This is a genomic window from Bartonella sp. CL434QHHD, assembly GCF_042195145.1.
Taxonomy (GTDB): Bacteria; Pseudomonadota; Alphaproteobacteria; order Rhizobiales; family Rhizobiaceae; genus Bartonella.
Map to the genome: position 1 here is coordinate 26,893 of NZ_JBHINT010000060.1, position 18,617 is coordinate 45,509.

The 18,617-nt window shown below is 37.2% G+C and carries 15 protein-coding genes; all 15 read left to right on the forward strand.

Features of this window, described 5'->3' with window-relative positions; translation table 11 throughout:
- The first annotated feature begins 27 nt into the window (after nucleotides 1–27).
- Entirely contained in the window at nucleotides 28–1,074 is a 1,047-nt protein-coding gene (gene nuoH, locus ACFILN_RS09225; RefSeq protein ID WP_375631158.1) for an NADH-quinone oxidoreductase subunit NuoH, read from the forward strand.
- Nucleotides 1,075–1,088: 14 nt separating this feature from the next.
- Complete coding sequence (gene nuoI / locus ACFILN_RS09230) at nucleotides 1,089–1,580, forward strand: NADH-quinone oxidoreductase subunit NuoI (protein WP_273723184.1); 492 nt, start codon at nucleotides 1,089–1,091, stop codon at nucleotides 1,578–1,580.
- 94 nt (nucleotides 1,581–1,674) lie between these two features.
- Nucleotides 1,675–2,295 carry an NADH-quinone oxidoreductase subunit J gene (locus ACFILN_RS09235; RefSeq protein ID WP_273791276.1) on the forward strand — a complete coding sequence of 207 codons (621 nt, stop codon included), beginning with the start codon at nucleotides 1,675–1,677 and terminating at the stop codon, nucleotides 2,293–2,295.
- Between the two features lie 13 nt (nucleotides 2,296–2,308).
- Nucleotides 2,309–2,617 (forward strand): NADH-quinone oxidoreductase subunit NuoK, encoded by a 309-nt coding sequence (nuoK, locus tag ACFILN_RS09240; protein WP_273791275.1) that lies wholly within the window; start codon nucleotides 2,309–2,311, stop codon nucleotides 2,615–2,617.
- A 6-nt stretch (nucleotides 2,618–2,623) separates the two neighbouring features.
- Entirely contained in the window at nucleotides 2,624–4,588 is a 1,965-nt protein-coding gene (nuoL, locus tag ACFILN_RS09245; protein WP_375671411.1) for an NADH-quinone oxidoreductase subunit L, read from the forward strand.
- A complete protein-coding gene (locus tag ACFILN_RS09250; RefSeq protein ID WP_273791287.1) occupies nucleotides 4,588–6,057 on the forward strand; it encodes an NADH-quinone oxidoreductase subunit M in 1,470 nt (489 codons plus the stop codon). The genes nuoL and ACFILN_RS09250 overlap by 1 nt, the downstream gene beginning before the upstream one ends.
- Nucleotides 6,058–6,074: 17 nt before the next feature.
- Entirely contained in the window at nucleotides 6,075–7,529 is a 1,455-nt protein-coding gene (gene nuoN / locus ACFILN_RS09255; RefSeq protein ID WP_375671379.1) for an NADH-quinone oxidoreductase subunit NuoN, read from the forward strand.
- Nucleotides 7,529–8,338 carry a biotin--[acetyl-CoA-carboxylase] ligase gene (locus tag ACFILN_RS09260; protein ID WP_375671381.1) on the forward strand — a complete coding sequence of 270 codons (810 nt, stop codon included), beginning with the start codon at nucleotides 7,529–7,531 and terminating at the stop codon, nucleotides 8,336–8,338. Before nuoN ends, ACFILN_RS09260 begins: the two co-directional genes overlap by 1 nt.
- Nucleotides 8,339–8,383: 45 nt before the next feature.
- The gene (locus tag ACFILN_RS09265) at nucleotides 8,384–10,060 is read left to right on the forward strand and encodes a ribonuclease J (protein WP_273791272.1); all 1,677 of its coding nucleotides are present in this window, start codon (nucleotides 8,384–8,386) and stop codon (nucleotides 10,058–10,060) included.
- A 202-nt stretch (nucleotides 10,061–10,262) separates the two neighbouring features.
- On the forward strand, nucleotides 10,263–11,588 hold the full coding sequence (gene proS / locus ACFILN_RS09270) for a proline--tRNA ligase (protein ID WP_273791271.1): 1,326 nt from the start codon (nucleotides 10,263–10,265) through the stop codon (nucleotides 11,586–11,588).
- Between the two features lie 11 nt (nucleotides 11,589–11,599).
- On the forward strand, nucleotides 11,600–12,868 hold the full coding sequence (locus ACFILN_RS09275; RefSeq protein ID WP_273791270.1) for a lipoprotein-releasing ABC transporter permease subunit: 1,269 nt from the start codon (nucleotides 11,600–11,602) through the stop codon (nucleotides 12,866–12,868).
- Entirely contained in the window at nucleotides 12,868–13,548 is a 681-nt protein-coding gene (locus ACFILN_RS09280) for an ABC transporter ATP-binding protein (protein WP_273791269.1), read from the forward strand. The genes ACFILN_RS09275 and ACFILN_RS09280 overlap by 1 nt, the downstream gene beginning before the upstream one ends.
- Nucleotides 13,549–13,613: 65 nt before the next feature.
- Entirely contained in the window at nucleotides 13,614–13,901 is a 288-nt protein-coding gene (locus ACFILN_RS09285; protein ID WP_273791268.1) for a succinate dehydrogenase assembly factor 2, read from the forward strand.
- Nucleotides 13,902–13,906: 5 nt separating this feature from the next.
- On the forward strand, nucleotides 13,907–17,407 hold the full coding sequence (gene mfd / locus ACFILN_RS09290) for a transcription-repair coupling factor (protein WP_375671383.1): 3,501 nt from the start codon (nucleotides 13,907–13,909) through the stop codon (nucleotides 17,405–17,407).
- Nucleotides 17,408–17,671: 264 nt separating this feature from the next.
- Complete coding sequence (locus ACFILN_RS09295) at nucleotides 17,672–18,541, forward strand: hypothetical protein (protein WP_375632244.1); 870 nt, start codon at nucleotides 17,672–17,674, stop codon at nucleotides 18,539–18,541.
- Nucleotides 18,542–18,617 lie beyond the last annotated feature (76 nt).

Below are 18,617 nucleotides of genomic sequence, written 5' to 3' on the forward strand. Positions count from 1 at the left end.
AGTAAGGGCAAAGGAAAAAGAATAATGATGTATGATTTCTTTATGACTTGGCTGTTGCCATTACTCATTATAATCGGAAAAACACTTCTTCTTTTGGTCGTTCTTTTGATCTTAGTTGCTTACCTTCTTTACGCAGATAGAAAAATTTGGGCTGCGGTACAATTGCGTCGTGGACCAAACGTTGTTGGTCCATGGGGATTGTTACAGTCTTTTGCAGATTTAATTAAATTTGTTGTGAAAGAACCTATTATCCCAGCAGGTGCAAATAAGGGGGTTTTTCTTTTGGCTCCTTTTATTTCAGCGACACTTGCTTTATCAACTTGGGCTGTTATTCCTGTCAATGAGGGTTGGGAGGTTGCGAAGATTAATGTTGGCTTGCTTTATATTTTAGCTATTTCATCTCTTGAAGTTTATGGTGTTATTATGGGGGGATGGGCATCAAATTCAAAATATCCTTTCTTAGGAGCTCTTCGTTCGGCGGCACAAATGGTTTCTTATGAAGTTTCCATTGGTTTTGTGCTTGTGACCGTTATTTTAGTGAGTGGTTCGTTGGATCTTACAACAATTGTTCTTAAACAAAGTCATGGTTTTGGTACAACTCTTGGTCTTCCTTTTAACAGTTTTCTCGATTGGAATTGGTTGGTCCTTTTTCCAATGTTTATTATATTTTTTATTTCTGCGCTTGCAGAGACAAACCGTCCTCCATTCGATTTGGTGGAAGCAGAATCTGAACTTGTTGCTGGTCATATGGTAGAATATTCTTCAACGCCTTACATGCTCTTCTTTTTAGGTGAATATGTTGCGATTGTTTTAATGTGCGCATTAACAACCATTCTATTTTTAGGCGGTTGGCTGCCTCCTTTAGATGTTTGGTGGCTTAATTGGGTTCCTGGTATCATTTGGTTTGTTTTAAAAGTCTGTTTTGTATTTTTTTGGTTTGCTATGGTTAAAGCATTTGTTCCACGTTATCGCTATGATCAGCTCATGCGGCTTGGTTGGAAGGTTTTTCTTCCTCTCTCACTAGCAATGGTTGTGATAACTGCTGCTTTTTTAAAGTTTACGGATTTCGTTTAAGAGGAGATTTTACGATGTCAGGTTTCATTCAGGCGGCAAAGTCACTTCTTCTATTGGAATTTGTGAGTGCTTTTTTCTTAGCTATGCGCCAATTTTTTTCACCAAAGCCCACGATTAATTATCCTTATGAAAAAGGTTTTGTATCTCAGCGTTTTCGCGGTGAGCATGCATTGCGTCGCTATCCAAATGGTGAAGAACGGTGTATTGCTTGTAAATTATGTGAAGCGATTTGTCCTGCTCAAGCGATTACAATTGAAGCTGGGCCACGGCGCAATGATGGTACACGTAGAACTGTCCGTTATGATATCGATATGGTTAAATGTATTTACTGTGGTTTTTGTCAAGAAGCTTGTCCGGTTGAGGCTATTGTCGAAGGTCCAAATTTTGAGTTTGCGACGGAAACACGTGAAGAACTTTATTATGATAAAGAAAAGCTTTTATTGAATGGAGATCGCTGGGAGCGAGAAATTGCTCGAAATATATTGATGGATGCGCCTTATCGTTAAGTGTATCGTTAAATGAGGTGTCGGATATTTTTCCGATAAATTGTAATCTGGTATGAAGTTTATACCAATTGTTTGAATAATTAAGGAGAAGCCTATGCTAACAGATCTAGCGGCGGCATTTTTCTATTTGTTTGCTTTTATTATGCTAACAAGTGCAGTTATTGTTATTACAGCACGCAATCCAGTGCATTCTGTTTTGTTTTTAATCCTCGCATTTTTTAATGCAGCAGCTTTGTTTTTACTTGCAGGGGCAGAGTTTTTAGGGCTTATTCTGCTTGTTGTGTATGTTGGAGCTGTCGCTGTTTTATTTTTATTTGTCGTTATGATGCTTGACGTTGATTTTGCTGAGTTAAAGAGTGGAACTCTTCGGTATGCTCCTATTGGAGCTCTTATTGGTGTTATTATCGCTGTAGAATTGATTGTTGTTTTTATGAGTAGCTATTTTTCTCCAATCTTGAGAACGCATGTTACGCAACCAATGCCAGATTTAGCCCAGCGAACAAATACACAAGCATTAGGTGATATTCTCTATACGGATTATGTTTTCTATTTTCAAATTGCTGGAATGATTTTATTGGTTGCAATGATTGGAGCTATTGTTCTAACACTTCGTCATAAATTAGGAGTAAAGCGGCAATCTATTGCGGAGCAAGTTTCTAGAACGGTAGAAAGTGCTATTGAAATCAAACAAGTTGAATCAGGCAAAGGTATATAAGGGGGCTATGTAGATGTATATTGATATTACACATTATCTCACTGTTTCTGCTTTGATGTTTACAATTGGTATTGCTGGAATTTTTCTCAACAGAAAAAACGTGATTATTATCTTGATGTCCATTGAGCTTATATTGCTTTCAGTTAATCTCAATTTTGTTGCATTTTCAGCATTTCTTCATGATCTCGTTGGTCAGGTATTTGCTTTATTTGTCTTAACCGTAGCAGCTGCTGAAGCTGCCATTGGTTTAGCAATTCTGGTCGTTTTTTTCCGTAATCGTGGTTCCATTGCGGTTGAAGATGTTAATGTAATGAAAGGCTAACCAGTGATGTATTATACGATTGTCTTTCTTCCGCTTTTGGGTTTTTTAATTGCTGCACTAGGTGGAAAAACGATAGGAGATCGTGCGAGTGAATTGATAACATGTAGCTTTATGGTTGTTGTTGCCATATTATCGTGGATAGCATTTTTCAGTACTGCACTTGGTCATATTCCAGCGATTGATGTATCGGTATTACATTGGATGACTGTTGGTGACTTAAGCTTTAATTGGGCTTTACATGTTGATGCATTAACAGCTGTCATGCTTATTGTTGTAAACAGTGTTTCGGCATTGGTGCATATTTATTCAATTGGTTATATGCATCATGATCCTTCAAGGTCTCGTTTTTTTTCTTATCTTTCTTTATTTACATTTATGATGCTTATGTTGGTCACATCCAATAATTTGATTCAGATGTTTTTTGGATGGGAAGGTGTCGGACTTGCTTCTTATTTACTCATCGGTTTTTGGTTTCAGCGCGATTCTGCTAATAAGGCCGCAATGAAAGCTTTTGTAGTTAACCGTGTTGGAGACTTTGGTTTTCTCTTAGGAATCTTTAGTATTTTTGTTTTGTTCCAATCGGTTGATTTTGCCTCTATTTTTGCAAAAGCTGCCGACAAGAGCTTTATACAAAATGTGACATTTTTAGATTGGCAATTTGATGGGCAGACGGCAATTACCATTACATGTCTTTTATTATTTATTGGTGCGATGGGAAAATCCGCACAATTTCTTTTACATACTTGGCTGCCTGATGCAATGGAAGGACCAACCCCTGTATCAGCGCTTATTCATGCTGCTACGATGGTAACGGCTGGTGTTTTTATGGTTGCGCGTATGTCACCAATTTTTGAACTTTCTTCGACTGCTTTGACCGTGATTATTATTATTGGTGCAACAACAGCGTTTTTTGCAGCAACTGTGGGGTTGGTGCAGAATGATATTAAGCGTGTTATTGCTTATTCTACATGCTCTCAACTTGGTTATATGTTTGTGGCATTAGGTGTTGGAGCTTATGGCGCTGCTGTCTTTCATCTTTTTACGCATGCTTTTTTTAAAGCCTTATTGTTTCTTGGTGCAGGTTCTGTGATTCATGCTGTATCTGATGAACAAGATATGCGAAAAATGGGTGGGTTACGCAAACATATAAAGGTCACCTATTGGATGATGATGGTCGGGACTATTGCCTTGACCGGTGTTGGAATTCCAGGAACACTTTTCGGGACTGCAGGTTTTTTCTCAAAAGATGCGATTATAGAGTCTGCTTTTGCATCTCATAATATTGCTTCAGGATATGCTTTTTATCTTCTTGTTTTTGCTGCCTTTTTAACAAGTTTCTATTCATGGCGGCTTATCTTTATGACATTCCATGGTAAACCACGGGCAACAGTTGATGTGATGCATCATGTTCATGAATCGCCTCCAGTTATGTTGATTCCACTCTTTCTTTTATCTATTGGAGCAATATTTTCTGGTGTCGTTTTCCAACCTTACTTTTTTGGTGAGTTGTATAATGCTTTTTGGAAGGGAGCATTATTTACAAGCAGCCATAATCACATTCTTCATGATGCCCACCATGTCTTTAATTGGGTAAAATGGTCGCCATTTATAGCGATGCTTCTTGGGTTTATCTTAGCTTATTTATTTTATGTTTCTATCCCATCTCTTCCTAAGAAAATGGTTCGTATTATGCCAAGAACATATAACTTTCTTTACCAAAAATGGTATTTCGATCAATTATATAACTTTTTGTTTGTTCGTCCTACCTTTAGAATTGGTTCTTTTCTTTGGAAAGTGGGAGACGGTAAGATTATTGATGGTCTAGGTCCTAATGGTATTGCAGCGCGTGTTGTTGATATTACAAATAGAGTTGTTCGAATGCAAACAGGCTATCTTTACCACTATGCATTTGCAATGCTTATCGGCGTTGCATTGCTCATTACATGGATGATGATCGGGGGCGTAAACTAATGACCGATTGGCCTATTCTTTCTACGGTTACATTTTTGCCGCTTGTTGGTGTGCTTCTGATTTTGTTTATCAAAGATGATAGTGAAGTAGCACGCCATAATATACGTAATGTCGCATTTTTTACGACTCTATTTGTTTTTATTATTTCTTTAATTATTTGGATAGGATTTGATTCTAGCAACCAAAATTTTCAAATGGTTGAAAAATCCAGTTGGTTAGGGGGGGGTATTAGCTATCATATGGGGGTTGATGGTATTTCTATTCTTTTTGTTGTTCTCTCGGCTTTTCTTTTGCCTTTCTGTATTTTAGCAAGTTGGGAGAATGTTAAAGAGAGATTAAAGGCTTATATGATTGCGTTTCTTCTTCTAGAAGTTGCGATTATTGGCGTTTTTTGTGCTCTTGATGCAATGCTATTCTATGTTTTTTTTGAAGGCAGCCTTATTCCAATGTTTATCATTATAGGTGTATGGGGAGGAGCACGTCGTGTTTATGCAAGTATAAAGTTTTTCTTATATACTTTACTTGGTTCAGTGCTTATGCTGGTTGCTCTTATGGTTATGTATTGGGAGGCTGGGACACTTGATATACCAACTTTACTCAATTATCAGTTTCCTGCTCATATGCAAATATGGCTATGGCTTGCATTTTTTGCTTCTTTCGCAGTTAAAATGCCAATGTGGCCAGTTCATACATGGCTCCCTGATGCTCACGTAGAAGCACCGACAGCGGGTTCCGTTATTTTAGCTGGTGTCTTACTCAAATTAGGTGGGTATGGTTTTCTTCGTTTTTCTTTGCCTATGTTTCCTATCGCTTCAGCAGATTTTGCGCCTTTTGTTTTCACATTATCGCTTATCGCTATTATTTATACATCACTGGTTGCACTTGTTCAAAGTGACATCAAAAAACTTATTGCTTATTCTTCAATAGCGCATATGGGGTATGTGACAATGGGTATTTTTGCTGCAAATGAACAGGGGATACAAGGGGCTATTTATCAGATGCTATCCCATGGAATTGTTTCAGCAGCATTGTTTCTTTGTGTTGGGGTTATCTATGATCGCTTGCATACACGTGAAATTTCAGCGTTTGGTGGTTTAGTGAATAATATGCCTAAATATGCTGTTGTTTTCTTAATTTTCACTATGGCAAATGTTGGTTTGCCTGGAAGCTCAGGATTTTTGGGTGAGTTTTTAACCTTAATAGGTGTTTTTCAAGTAAATAAATTGGTTGTTGTTTTAGCAACAACAGGTGTTATCTTATCGGCAGCCTATGCCCTTTATCTTTATCGGCGTGTGGTTTTTGGTTCCTTGGATAAAGAGAATTTAAAAGTATTAATAGATCTTTCTTTAAGAGAAAAATTCCTCCTTTATCCAATGGTTATTCTTACAATATTCTTTGGTATCTATCCAACGCCTATTCTTAAGGCAACGGCGTTTTCCGTAGAAACCCTCATCAATAAACTGCACTAGATAAGGGAAGAATGCACATGCAAACTGAAATAATAGCGCAATTAGTCTTAATTCTTCCAGAGCTTTTAATTGCATTAGGAGCTGTCGTGCTACTTATGATTGGTGTTTATTCCAATACACGTGCTTCTTTAACAGTGACAGGTTTAGCCATGGCACTTCTTGTGGCAACCATTATTATTCTTATAGTTTTTCCGAAAAATGGTTCATTTCAAACCAATGCGCTCGTTATCGATTCCTTTAGTCGTTATATGAAAATTTTAATGCTTATTGGTGCACTCTTTTCTCTTATCATGTCTGTTGGTTTTGCCAATGCACAAAAGTTTAATATATTTGAGTTTCCAGTGCTTGTTCTTTTAGCAACCCTTGGAATGATGTTTATGATTTCAGCGGGTAATATGCTGTCGCTTTATATGGGGTTAGAATTGCAATCTTTAGCTTTATATGTTTTAGCAGCGATTAATCGTAATAATGTGAAATCTTCTGAAGCCGGTATAAAATACTTTGTTTTAGGAGCATTATCTTCAGGGTTGCTTCTTTATGGTATTTCTTTACTTTATGGTTTTACCGGTCAAATTGGTTTTCACGAAATTGCTCTTGCTTTAAAAGGTAAGAATGTACAATTGGGGGTCATTTTTGGAATTGTCTTTATTTTAGCTGGTTTGGCTTTCAAAATTTCTGCTGTTCCATTTCATATGTGGACACCTGATGTTTATGAAGGAGCGCCCACACCGATTACAGCATTTTTTGCTGGTGCCCCTAAAGTTGCTGCAATGGCTTTAATCATCCGTATTATTGTGATGACCTTTATTCCCCTAGGGCGTGTTGATAACGTGATGCCTGCATGGCAACAAATTTTGGTGTTCATGGCGATTGCATCAATGATACTGGGTGCTTTTGCTGCAATTGGTCAAAATAATATTAAGCGCTTAATGGCTTATTCGTCGATCAGTCATATGGGCTATGCACTTGTTGGTTTATCTGCTGGAGATATGCTAGGAGTAAAAAGTGTTATTCTTTATATGACGATTTATCTTGGAATGACGATTGGTTCATTTGCCTTTATTCTTGGAATGCGCTCTCAGAATGGCAATGTTGAAAATATTTATGATCTTTCAGGGTTAGCAAAGACGAATCCTTTTATGGCTGTTGTGATGACAATACAGCTTTTTTCTTTAGCAAGCATACCTCCTATGGCTGGTTTTTTTGGAAAGTGGTATACATTTTCTGCGGCTGTCCACGCTGGACTTACTCCACTTGCTGTCGTGGGGATGATAGCGTCTGTCGTTGGGGCTTTTTACTATTTGAGAGTCATTAAAATTATGTGGTTTGATGATGCAAAAGCGCATTTTGTTGCTTTATCGAATGAGCTTCAGTTTTGTCTTGGTCTTTCTGTATTCTTTATTTTATTTTACGCGCTTTTTGGAGTTTGGTTCGCTGAGCTAGCAGAAAAAGCAGCAACAGCATTGTTTTAATGAATATGGTTTATACTTTATCAGATTTTGCACAAAAACAGGGATACACTGTTGAAGCGTACGATAGTGTTGATTCAACAAATCTCATTGCGCAACGAAAAGCGAAAACTGGTCATCAAGGTAATCTTTGGATTGTTGCACAAGAACAATCACAGGGAAGAGCAAGAAGAGGGAGGACTTGGTCTAGTCCAAAAGGGAACCTTTATTCTAGTCTTTTATTAATTGATGATATTGTTCATCAAACTGCGGCTCAACTTGGCTTTGTTGCTGGAGTAAGTGTGGCAGAGGCAATAAAACAATTGATAAAAGAGGAAAAGCAGACAAACAATATTGTGAGCTTAAAATGGCCAAACGATATTTTTCTCAAAGGAGAAAAAAGCTCTGGAGTTTTGCTTGAGATTTTAAAATTGTCATCACAACAATATGCCTTGGTTATTGGTATTGGAATAAATGTGAAATATAATTATGAAGATGCACCTTATTCCACTTCAAGCTTAAAGAATATCGGTTTGCATATTGATGCAGAACAATTATTTACGGTTTTGACGGAGTGTTTTTCTAAAAATTACCTTCTTTGGAAACAACCAAAAGGATGTGAAATAATCCGAAAAAAATGGCTTTTATATTCCGCTCACCTTGGAAAACATGTCAAAGTGGTGAATGATGAAAAAGTCATTGAGGGTATTTTTGATGGTCTTGATAGTGATTTTAACTGCATCATAAAGCGAAAAGACGGTCAGACAGCCATTATAACAGCTGGAGATGTTCATTTTGGTTCCGCTGATTCTATTAATGCAGGTCGTTATTGAAAAATTATTTTACCATCAGATACCTTAATGATTTGGGAGATGTTTATGGTTGCAGCCAATAAGAATGAATTTGTTTTTTTACCTCTGGGAGGTGTAGGTGAGATAGGGATGAATTTAGCTGCTTACGGATTTGGTCCCCAAAGTCTTCGTGAATGGCTGCTGGTTGATATGGGGGTTAGTTTTGCTGGTTCTGAATTACCAGGTGTCGATCTTGTTTTGCCTGATATTCGTTTCCTAGAAAGTGAAAAACATAATATACGGGGTCTTGTTTTAACACATGCACATGAAGATCATTATGGGGCCGTTCTTGATTTATGTCCAAAGTTACAAGTGCCAATTTACTGTACGCCTTTTACGGCAGGGTTATTGGAAACTAAAAAACAATTAGATTTTGAATCTCAAAAAATTTTACTCAATATTTTTCAAGCTGGTGATTGTTTTCAGGTAGGTTCCTTTGCTGTAGAGGCTATAGCCGTTAACCATTCAATACCAGAATCTGTATCTTTAGCAATTACAACCTCTTTGGGGACTGTGATTCATACTGGTGATTGGAAAATTGATCATACCCCTTCACTCGGGGCTGTAACCGATGAAAAAAGATTTCGTGCTTTAGGCAAAAAAGGTGTTTTAGCATTACTTTGTGATTCCACAAATGCATGTCGGGATGGTATATCTCCATCAGAGCAGCAAGTTCAAGCCAGTCTTTCTGAGATTATTTCCAAAGCTGAAGGGCGCGTTGCGATAGCAACTTTTTCTTCTAATATTGGTCGGATACGTTCTATTGCTCTTGCAGCTGAAGCTGCTGGACGTAAGGTGCTTGTCATTGGGCGTTCCCTTAAGCGAAGTATTATGGTTGCACAAGAGCTTGGTTATATGAATGGTTTAGCGCCATTTGTAACGGAAGATGATTATGGCTATATCTCGCGAAAAGATCTTGTTTTAATTGTCACTGGGAGCCAAGGTGAGCCATGTGCAGCTTTGGCTAAACTGTCACGTGATGGAATGAAAAATATTGCACTTTCCGCTGGTGATACCGTTATTTATTCATCACGAAGTATTCCAGGAAACGAAAAAGCGATTATTGAGGTACAAAATCGTTTCATTGATTTGGGTATTGAAATTATTACGAATGAAGATGCGCTTGTTCATGTTTCAGGCCATCCACGTCGTTCAGAACTTTTACAGATGTATGATTGGATAAAGCCACAAATACTTGTCCCTGTACATGGGGAAGCAATGCATCTTAAGGCTCAGGCAACTTTAGCACGTCAAGCAGGTATTAAAACTGTTACGGATATCAGAAATGGACATATTTTACGCCTTGCACCAAAGCCTGTAGAAGTTATTGATCAAGTTCCTGTTGGCCGCATCTATAAGGATGGTTGCTTAATTGGAGATGAAGATGAATTAGGGATTCGTGAGCGCCGCAAACTAAGTTATGCTGGTCATGTTACTATTTCTCTCCATATAAATAGTAAGCATGAATTATTAGGGGATATAGGTCTAACAATATTAGGGTTACCTGAAAGTAATGGAAAGGGGAAAAGTTTAAAAGATATTCTTTTAGATATCGTAGAAAATACAGTTTATAATATCCCACGCATGAAACAGAAAAATAATGAACTTATTCGAGAGGCAACACGACGTGCAGTGAGAGCGGCTGTTCATGAAATTTGGCAAAAAAAACCTATCTGTACAGTTTTTTTACATCGGTCAAAATAAAGAACTTTCATATTACGTTATTTAAAAAGAGAAGAGCATTTTTATTTTATTGCTAAATAAGAAAAATAGAGAATAAAGCACAATAAATTTTTAAATGATAAGATCGTTATATTTGCAAGTATTCAGAATGCGGCTATAGATGAATAGAGAGTGTGATAAATTGTTCCGATATGATAGATCTGATTAGGAGTTAATTATTTCAATGCGTCTTTCTCAATATTTCCTTCCACTTTTAAAAGAGAATCCTAAAGAAGCAGAAATTGTTTCTCATCGCTTCATGTTGCGCGCTGGAATGATTCGACAACAAACATCAGGGATTTATTCTTGGCTTCCTTTGGGAAAAAAAGTGCTTGATAAAGTTTGTAAAATTATTCGTGAAGAGCAAGAACGTGCGGGTGCAATAGAAATATTGATGCCTACAATTCAGTCTGCTGATCTTTGGCGTGAAAGCGGTCGTTATGATGATTATGGTTTGGAAATGCTCCGCATTAAAGATCGTCAAAAGCGTGATTTACTTTATGGTCCAACCAATGAAGAGATGGTAACAGATATTTTTCGCTCTTATGTTCGTTCTTATAAAGATCTTCCGCTGAATTTATATCATATTCAATGGAAATTTCGTGATGAAATTCGTCCACGTTTTGGTGTGATGCGAGCACGAGAATTTTTAATGAAAGATGCTTATTCTTTTGATCTTGATTATGAAGGCTCTAAAACATCTTATAATCGTATGTTTGTTGCTTATTTACGCACTTTTTCTCGCCTGGGATTAAAAGCAATTCCTATGCGTGCAGATACAGGTCCAATAGGGGGGGAACTCAGTCATGAATTTATCATTTTGGCTGAAACAGGAGAGAGTGCTATCTTCTGTGATAAACAGTTTCTTGAACTTACCGTTCCAGATAGTTCAATCGATTTTAGTGATAAAGCTGTTTTAGATGATATTGTTAAGCAATGGACATCTTGTTATGCAGCAACGGAAGAAATGCATAATGAAGAGGAGTGGGCTAAAGTTTCTGATCATAATCGTCTTTCAGCGCGTGGTATTGAAGTAGGTCATATTTTCCACTTTGGTACTAAATATTCTGCTCCAATGGGAGCAAAAGTTATGGGACAAGATGGAAAAGAGCATGTGGTCTCTATGGGATCTTATGGTATTGGGCCTTCGCGTCTTGTTGCGGCCGCTATTGAAGCTTCTCATGATGAAAATGGTATTATTTGGCCAAAGTCGATGGCACCGTTTGATTTTGGGATTATCAATATGAAACCCGATGATGAAAAATGCACACAGGCATGTGAGTTTCTCTATCAGGGATTAAAGGAGGTTGGTTTTGATCCGTTATTAGATGATAGAAATGAACGTCCTGGATCAAAATTTGCAACAATGGATTTGATTGGTTTGCCAACGCAAATCATTGTTGGCCCTAACAGCATTGCACAAAATGAAGTTGAAATTAAAGATCGAAAAACAGGAATAAAAAAATCTCTAAAGGTTGAAGATGTGCTCAGCCAACTTTCTATAATTTAATAGGAAATGTTATGAAGAGGCTGAAAAACAAATGCTTTTCATCTTATGAGTGGATGATCGCTTTTCGTTATATGATTCCCAATAAAAAACATGTCGTTGCATCTGTTATTTCAATTATTTCTCTTATTGGGATTATGTTGGGCGTATTTGCTCTGGTTGTTGTTATGGCGGTGATGAATGGCTTTCGTACAGAACTTCTCAATCGTATTCTTGGTATGAATGGGCATCTTATTATTCAAACAGTTGATTCTGGTTTTTCTGATTATAAGACTCTTATTTCTTCTTTAGAAACTACAAATGGTGTGAAGTTTGCTTTACCTGTTATTGAAGGTCAAGCGCTTGTTCAAGGTGAAGTTCAAGGTGGCTCTGGCGCGTTAGTTCGTGGTATGCGCAAACAAGATCTAGAAAAGCTTAAAACAGTCTCTCAAAACATTAAATTAGGATCGATTTCTCGGTTTGATCAAGAAGAAGGTGTTGCAATTGGAAGTGGCTTAGCAGAAAAATTAGGACTGACAGTTGGAAGAGATATTCGTATTATTACTCCAGATGGTGATGAGACTCCTTTTGGCGTTACCCCACGTGTGAAAGCTTATAAAGTCGTTGCTATTTTTGAAGTTGGTATGTCTGAATATGATTCAATATTTATCTTTATGCCTCTCCATGAAGCACAAATGTTTTTTAATTTGGGAGATAAGGTTCAGTCTTTGGAATTATTTCTAAATGATCCTGATGCTGTTGATCAAATAAAACCTGTTGTAGAAAAAGCAGTTGAACAACAGGTCTATTTAATTGATTGGCGTACACGCAATCAGGCTTTTTTTTCAGCCTTACAGATTGAACGAAATGTTATGTTTTTCATTCTTTCTCTGATCGTTCTTGTTGCTGCTTTAAATATTATTTCAGGGCTGATTATGCTTGTAAAAGATAAAAGTCATGATATTGCAATTTTACGCACGATGGGGGCTCAACAGAGTGCGATTTTGCGTATATTTATCATTACAGGAATGATGATTGGTTTTATTGGAACTATATTGGGTTTAGTTTTAGGTGTTATCGCGACCGCGAATATTAATCATATCCAAGATTTTATATCTTGGTTATTTAATGTCGATGTTTTTAATCCTCAACTTTATTTTTTAACAAAATTGCCTGCACAAATTGAGTGGAAACAGACCATCTTGGTTGCTATGATGGCTTTATTCTTGTCGTTTCTTGCTGCTCTCATTCCGGCATGGCGTGCTGCTAAGCTAGACCCCGTACAAGCTTTGAGGTATGAATAATGACAGCTATTTTAGAGCTTGTAGAGATTGAAAGACACTTTTTCGAGAGCCATAAGCCGCTCATTGTTTTAGATAAAGCGAATTTTATTCTTAATCGTGGAGAGCTTGTCGCACTTGTTGCACCATCTGGTGCTGGAAAATCAACACTTCTTCATATTGCTGGATTATTAGAAAAACCAACAGCTGGTGATGTGATGTTACGGGGTGTTTCTTGTGCAAAGCGCTCTGATAGTGAGCGAACAGCTATAAGACGGAATGATATTGGTTTTGTTTATCAATTTCATCATTTACTTCCAGAGTTTACGGCGTTAGAAAATGTCATGATACCGCAAATGATAGCAGGATTAAAAAAATCTATAGCAGAAGATCGTGCGCGCAAATTATTGACGTATCTGCGTGTTTCTCATCGTGCGAACCATCGTCCCTCAGAGTTATCGGGAGGAGAACAACAACGTGTTGCTATTGCACGTGCAGTAGCAAATGGCCCTTCGGTTCTTTTGGCTGATGAACCTACAGGAAATCTTGATCCAGTAACTTCAGCTTATGTCTTTCAAGCTTTATCTATCCTTGTTCGTCAGTCGGGTCTTTCTGCTCTTATTGCAACACATAATTACGCTTTGGCTAAGCAAATGCATCGTCGAATTACACTTAAAGAACAAAAGATTATAGAACTTCCTTAAAGCAAGGTACAAATTTTATACGACTAATTGAATAGTTTATATTACTTTATTCAAGGAGATTTTTTATGACAGTTTTTGTCGTTGACAAAAATCAATTAGATGCTCGTCGTCGTCGATTGATTTTTCGTGCATGGCATCGCGGTATTCGTGAAATGGATCTCATTTTTGGACATTATGTCGATGCTCATATTACTGGGATGAATGATAGAACGCTCTCTGAGCTTGAGTATATTATGTCTTTTGATGATCGTGATTTGCTGACATGGATTACTGGAGAAATTTTGCCCCCCTCTGAGGTTGATAGTCCACTTTTTCGTGATATTGCCAATTATCGTACTTGCTTAAGTTATTAATCCAGATGCCTATATTTAAAAAAATTGTTATTCCCAAAAATAATTCTGTTCGTATGATTTTAGATGGCGTTACTGATGGATTTGAAGCCTTTGCGCTTGCTAAATTAAGTTCAGAAATTGCACAAGGTAAACCGCTCCTCTATGTTGTCCGTGACGGAACAAAAATTGTGCATTTACAACAAGTTTTAAATTTTATTGAGCCCAATTTACCCGTACTTCAATTTCCTGCATGGGATTGTTTGCCTTATGATCGTGTGTCACCAGGAATTGCTGTTATGGCACGTCGACTATCAGCATTGGCACACATAGCAAATTTACGTAAAGATCCACATCCTGCAATTATATTAACAACAGCAAATGCGATTATGCAAAAGCTACCTCCTCGTGAAATGATAGAAGCTCAGCTTATTCACGCACGTGTTGGCCAGCGCAATAACATGGGAAATCTTATTCAATTTCTAGAAACCAATGGTTTTGAACGCGTTACGGTTGTCCGTGATGTTGGTGAGTTTGCTGTAAGAGGAGGAATACTTGATATCTTTTCTCCGATGGATGTTGAACCTTTACGTCTTGATTTTTTTGGAGATACCCTAGAAAGTATCCGCGTATTTGATCCAGAAAGTCAAAGGACAACAGGCCAAAAAACTGAACTTTTATTACAGGCAATGAGTGAGGTTGTTCTTACACCAGAACGCATCAGTCGTTTTAAAAGCAATTATACCCGTACATTTGGTGTATCACAAAAAAATAACATGCTTTATGAAGCAATTTCTCAAGGTCGGCGTTTTGCCGGTATGGAACATTGGCTTCCATTTTTTTATGAAAACCTTGATAGCTTTTTTGACCATTGTGGCAACTTACCGATAGTTTTTGAGCATCTCATAGAAGAAGTCTTCATTGAGCGCTATCGTCTTATTGAAGACTATTATAACGCGCGCAAAGAGCGCGAAAATGATGAAAAAAATTCTACTTCTTATCATCCAATAGATCCTAGTCTTTTTTATTTAACGCCAGAGCGTGTTTTGGAAGGTGCGCAACAATCTTCGCAGCGTATTGATTTTTCGCCTTTTAATGTTCCACAAAGTTTGGAACAAACTGTTATTCACACCAATGTTAAACAAGGATATGATTTTGTAAAAGAGCGTAATGCGCAGGAAAAAAATGTTTTTTCAAGTGTTATTGATCATATCGCATCTTTACGCACTGCTGGTAAAAAAGTGCTTTTAGCGTGTTGGAGTGAAGGATCTCTCAATCGTTTGCTACAAGTTCTCGACGAGCATGGATTGAAAAAAATAGATGTTGTAAAATCCTTGCAAACTGTCAAAGCAACCCCACGAGATCGCATATTAGCAGCTGTTATCATGATAGAACATGGTTTTGAGGCTGAAGATTTGGCTATTATAGCAGAGCAAGATATCCTTGGCGATCGTTTTATAAGATCACCAAAGCGGCGTAAGAATAATACAAATTTTATTTCTGAAATTTCTGCTTTAAATTCTGGTGATATTATTGTGCATATCGACCACGGTATTGGCCAATTTGTTGGTCTTAAAACCATCAGAACCACTGGAATTTTACGAGATTGCCTTGAAATTAGATATGCTGGAGGTGATTTACTCTTTTTACCTGTTGAAAATATTGAGCTTCTCTCACGTTATGGCTCAGAAGGAACAGAGGTAACTTTAGATAAATTAGGAGGTGTTGCTTGGCAAGCACGTAAAGCTCGGCTTAAAAAACATTTATTGGAAATGGCAGGGCAATTAATCCGTATAGCTGCAGAGCGTATGACTCGTGCTGCGCCTGCTTTACTTCCACCAATTGGACCATTTGATGAGTTTGTTGCTTGCTTTCCCTATGAAGAAACGGAAGATCAAATGAATGCAATTGATGCTGTTTTGGACGATCTAGCCTCAGGTAAGCCGATGGATCGCTTGATATGCGGTGATGTTGGTTTTGGAAAAACTGAAGTAGCTATTCGAAGTGCTTTTGTTGCAGCATTAAATGGATATCAGGTTGCTGTTGTTGTACCGACAACTTTGCTTTCACGTCAACATTACAAAACATTTATTTCGCGTTTTCAAGGATTACCGGTTAAAATTGGACATGCTTCGAGGCTTGTAAAAGCGAAAGAACTTGCACGAGTAAAAAAAGGTGTTTCAGATGGTACAATCGATATTGTCATTGGAACCCATGCATTATTAAGTGGTGCAGTTAATTTTTTACGGTTAGGCCTTCTTATCATTGATGAGGAACAGCATTTTGGTGTCAAACACAAAGAGCGTTTAAAAGAGCTTAAAAGTGATATTCATGTTCTCACACTTTCAGCAACTCCCATACCACGCACTTTAGGGTTAGCTTTATCGGGTGTACGTGAACTTTCATTGATAACAACCCCTCCCATTGATAGAATGGCGGTTCGTACTTTTATTTCACCCTTTGATGCACTTGTTATACGAGAGACCCTGCTTCGAGAATATTATCGTGGTGGACAAAGTTTCTATGTTTGTCCTCGTATTTCTGATCTGGCTTTTGTAGAAGAATATCTCAAAACACATGTGCCAGAACTGAAATTCGTTGTGGCTCATGGACAAATGCCGGCTGGACAACTTGATGATATCATGAATGCATTTTATGATGGACAATATGATGTGCTGCTATCAACAACCATTATTGAATCAGGTCTTGATATTCCAACAGCCAATACCCTAATTGTGCATCGTGCTGAGATGTTTGGTCTTTCTGCCCTTTATCAGTTACGTGGTAGGGTAGGACGTTCAAAACAACGTGCGTATGCTCTCTTTACATTTCCTGCTGGTAAAGTTTTAACAACTGCTGCTGATCGTCGTCTTAAAGTGTTACAATCTCTTGACACCTTAGGGGCCGGTTTTCAATTGGCAAGCCATGACATGGATATCCGCGGTTCAGGAAATTTTTTAGGTGAAGAGCAATCGGGGCATATCAAAGAAGTTGGATTTGAACTCTATCAAAAAATGCTTGAAGAAGCTGTTGCTGAATTAAAAGATGGAGAGCTAAATGAAGATAAGCAATGGTCACCTCAAATTTCCCTTGGTACAACAGTGATGATACCAGAAAGTTTCGTGCCTGACTTATCATTACGTATGGGACTTTATCGTCGTTTAACAGAGCTTGATGGTTTAGAACAAATTGATGAATTTGCAGCGGAGTTAATTGATCGCTTTGGTCCTTTGCCCCTTGAGGTTCAACATCTTCTTAAAGTCTTTCATATTAAAACATTGTGTCGAAAAGCACATGTAGAAAAACTAGATGTTGGACCAAAGGGGATTGTCATACAGTTTCGTAATAACTATTTCGCAAATAGTGTTGCTCTTGTTCAGTGGGTGGGAAAACAAGGTTCAATGGCAAAAATTCGACCAGATCAAAGTATTGCTCTTATTCGTGATTGGTCCTCAGCGGATGAAAGGCTTGTTGGAGCAGCGAATATTATGACAAAGCTTGTCGAAATGGCAGAACAACATTCTGTTTAAAAAATTTCTTTATTGTTTCAGAGCTGTTACTCATTTTTATAAAATCATTCTATAAAAACAAACAGTTATTGATTTTGTATAAGAATAAAATTTAAGTTTATAATAAAGAACCCTTTATATATTTATTTGGTTTTTATTATATACGTATTGATATAATGAAGAAAATAGATTAGACGGTTGGACCGCATTAAATAGCACTTGCATATAATAAGCTAATAAGCTCCTGTAAATTTTTTAGAAAGAAAAAATTTAGGTAAAGATAGCATGCTTTCTTCATTACAAAAGTGTCTAACTATCGTCTTTTTATTACTCACTTTGATATATGGCGTAAAAAACGCTCACGCTGAGTTTAGCTTAACCGAATTATCTCTTTCTGGTTTAACGCTTGATGAGAAATATAAGCGTATTAAAGAAAGACTACAAGTTATTGAAAAGAGGATGAAATTCATTGAAAAGACATTTGCTGATTTAACACTTTCGCAAATACGTTCTCATAATATAGAACATGATAAGCTGCTACAAGAACACGGAGACCTTAATGAAGAGCGTTATAAGCTTTCTTCAAAACTAAGTGATTTAGCGCAAGAAATGGAGAATTTAGCATATAGAGCGCATAGGGCAAGAGAGTATAGAGTAGGAGAGTATGAAAGAAAATTAAGTAAAGCAACAGAATATCTAAGGTCTCGAAGCGCTTCTGAATTAGGAATGAGTGATGATACAGCAAATGTAGAAACTCTTAACGATAGAGCGATTGATGAAACGATACGACTCTATCCCTTTATGGTTCTTTCTTGTAAAATTCAAGAGAGTCTGTTGGACAGTGATATAGGGGATTTATTACGGAAAGATTTTGGTTGGAGGAAAAAAGATTTTAGATGGGCAAAAGATGCAATCAATTCAATAGATCCTGAATTAATAAAGCACTTTGAAGAACGAATGGTGATTAGTGTCTCAGATTTTGAAGAAGAGATAATTAGTGGTATAAAGGATATGGTGATGCGCAATCCTTCGAATGTAAAATCTGCTCCTTTATTATGTAGAAGCACGAGAGAAATATATAATATAATGCTGCCAGAAAAGAGAAAGAGTATTATGAATCGTATGCGTTCTCATGTTGAAGAATTATTCAATTAAAAATTTACTCATATAAATACAGAAAAATTAAGCTGATATACTAAACAATAGTTAAAACATATTAGTAATAATATAT

Excerpts from the sequence above, each read along its gene's own strand:
- nuoH (WP_375631158.1), top strand. The coding sequence starts at position 28 with ATGTATGATTTCTTTATGACTTGGCTGTTGCCATTACTCATTATAATC.
- nuoI (WP_273723184.1), top strand. The coding sequence starts at position 1,089 with ATGTCAGGTTTCATTCAGGCGGCAAAGTCACTTCTTCTATTGGAATTT.
- ACFILN_RS09235 (WP_273791276.1), top strand. The coding sequence starts at position 1,675 with ATGCTAACAGATCTAGCGGCGGCATTTTTCTATTTGTTTGCTTTTATT.
- nuoK (WP_273791275.1), top strand. The coding sequence starts at position 2,309 with ATGTATATTGATATTACACATTATCTCACTGTTTCTGCTTTGATGTTT.
- nuoL (WP_375671411.1), top strand. The coding sequence starts at position 2,624 with ATGTATTATACGATTGTCTTTCTTCCGCTTTTGGGTTTTTTAATTGCT.
- ACFILN_RS09250 (WP_273791287.1), top strand. The coding sequence starts at position 4,588 with ATGACCGATTGGCCTATTCTTTCTACGGTTACATTTTTGCCGCTTGTT.
- nuoN (WP_375671379.1), top strand. The coding sequence starts at position 6,075 with ATGCAAACTGAAATAATAGCGCAATTAGTCTTAATTCTTCCAGAGCTT.
- ACFILN_RS09260 (WP_375671381.1), top strand. The coding sequence starts at position 7,529 with ATGAATATGGTTTATACTTTATCAGATTTTGCACAAAAACAGGGATAC.
- ACFILN_RS09265 (WP_273791272.1), top strand. The coding sequence starts at position 8,384 with ATGGTTGCAGCCAATAAGAATGAATTTGTTTTTTTACCTCTGGGAGGT.
- proS (WP_273791271.1), top strand. The coding sequence starts at position 10,263 with ATGCGTCTTTCTCAATATTTCCTTCCACTTTTAAAAGAGAATCCTAAA.
- ACFILN_RS09275 (WP_273791270.1), top strand. The coding sequence starts at position 11,600 with ATGAAGAGGCTGAAAAACAAATGCTTTTCATCTTATGAGTGGATGATC.
- ACFILN_RS09280 (WP_273791269.1), top strand. The coding sequence starts at position 12,868 with ATGACAGCTATTTTAGAGCTTGTAGAGATTGAAAGACACTTTTTCGAG.
- ACFILN_RS09285 (WP_273791268.1), top strand. The coding sequence starts at position 13,614 with ATGACAGTTTTTGTCGTTGACAAAAATCAATTAGATGCTCGTCGTCGT.
- mfd (WP_375671383.1), top strand. The coding sequence starts at position 13,907 with ATGCCTATATTTAAAAAAATTGTTATTCCCAAAAATAATTCTGTTCGT.
- ACFILN_RS09295 (WP_375632244.1), top strand. The coding sequence starts at position 17,672 with ATGCTTTCTTCATTACAAAAGTGTCTAACTATCGTCTTTTTATTACTC.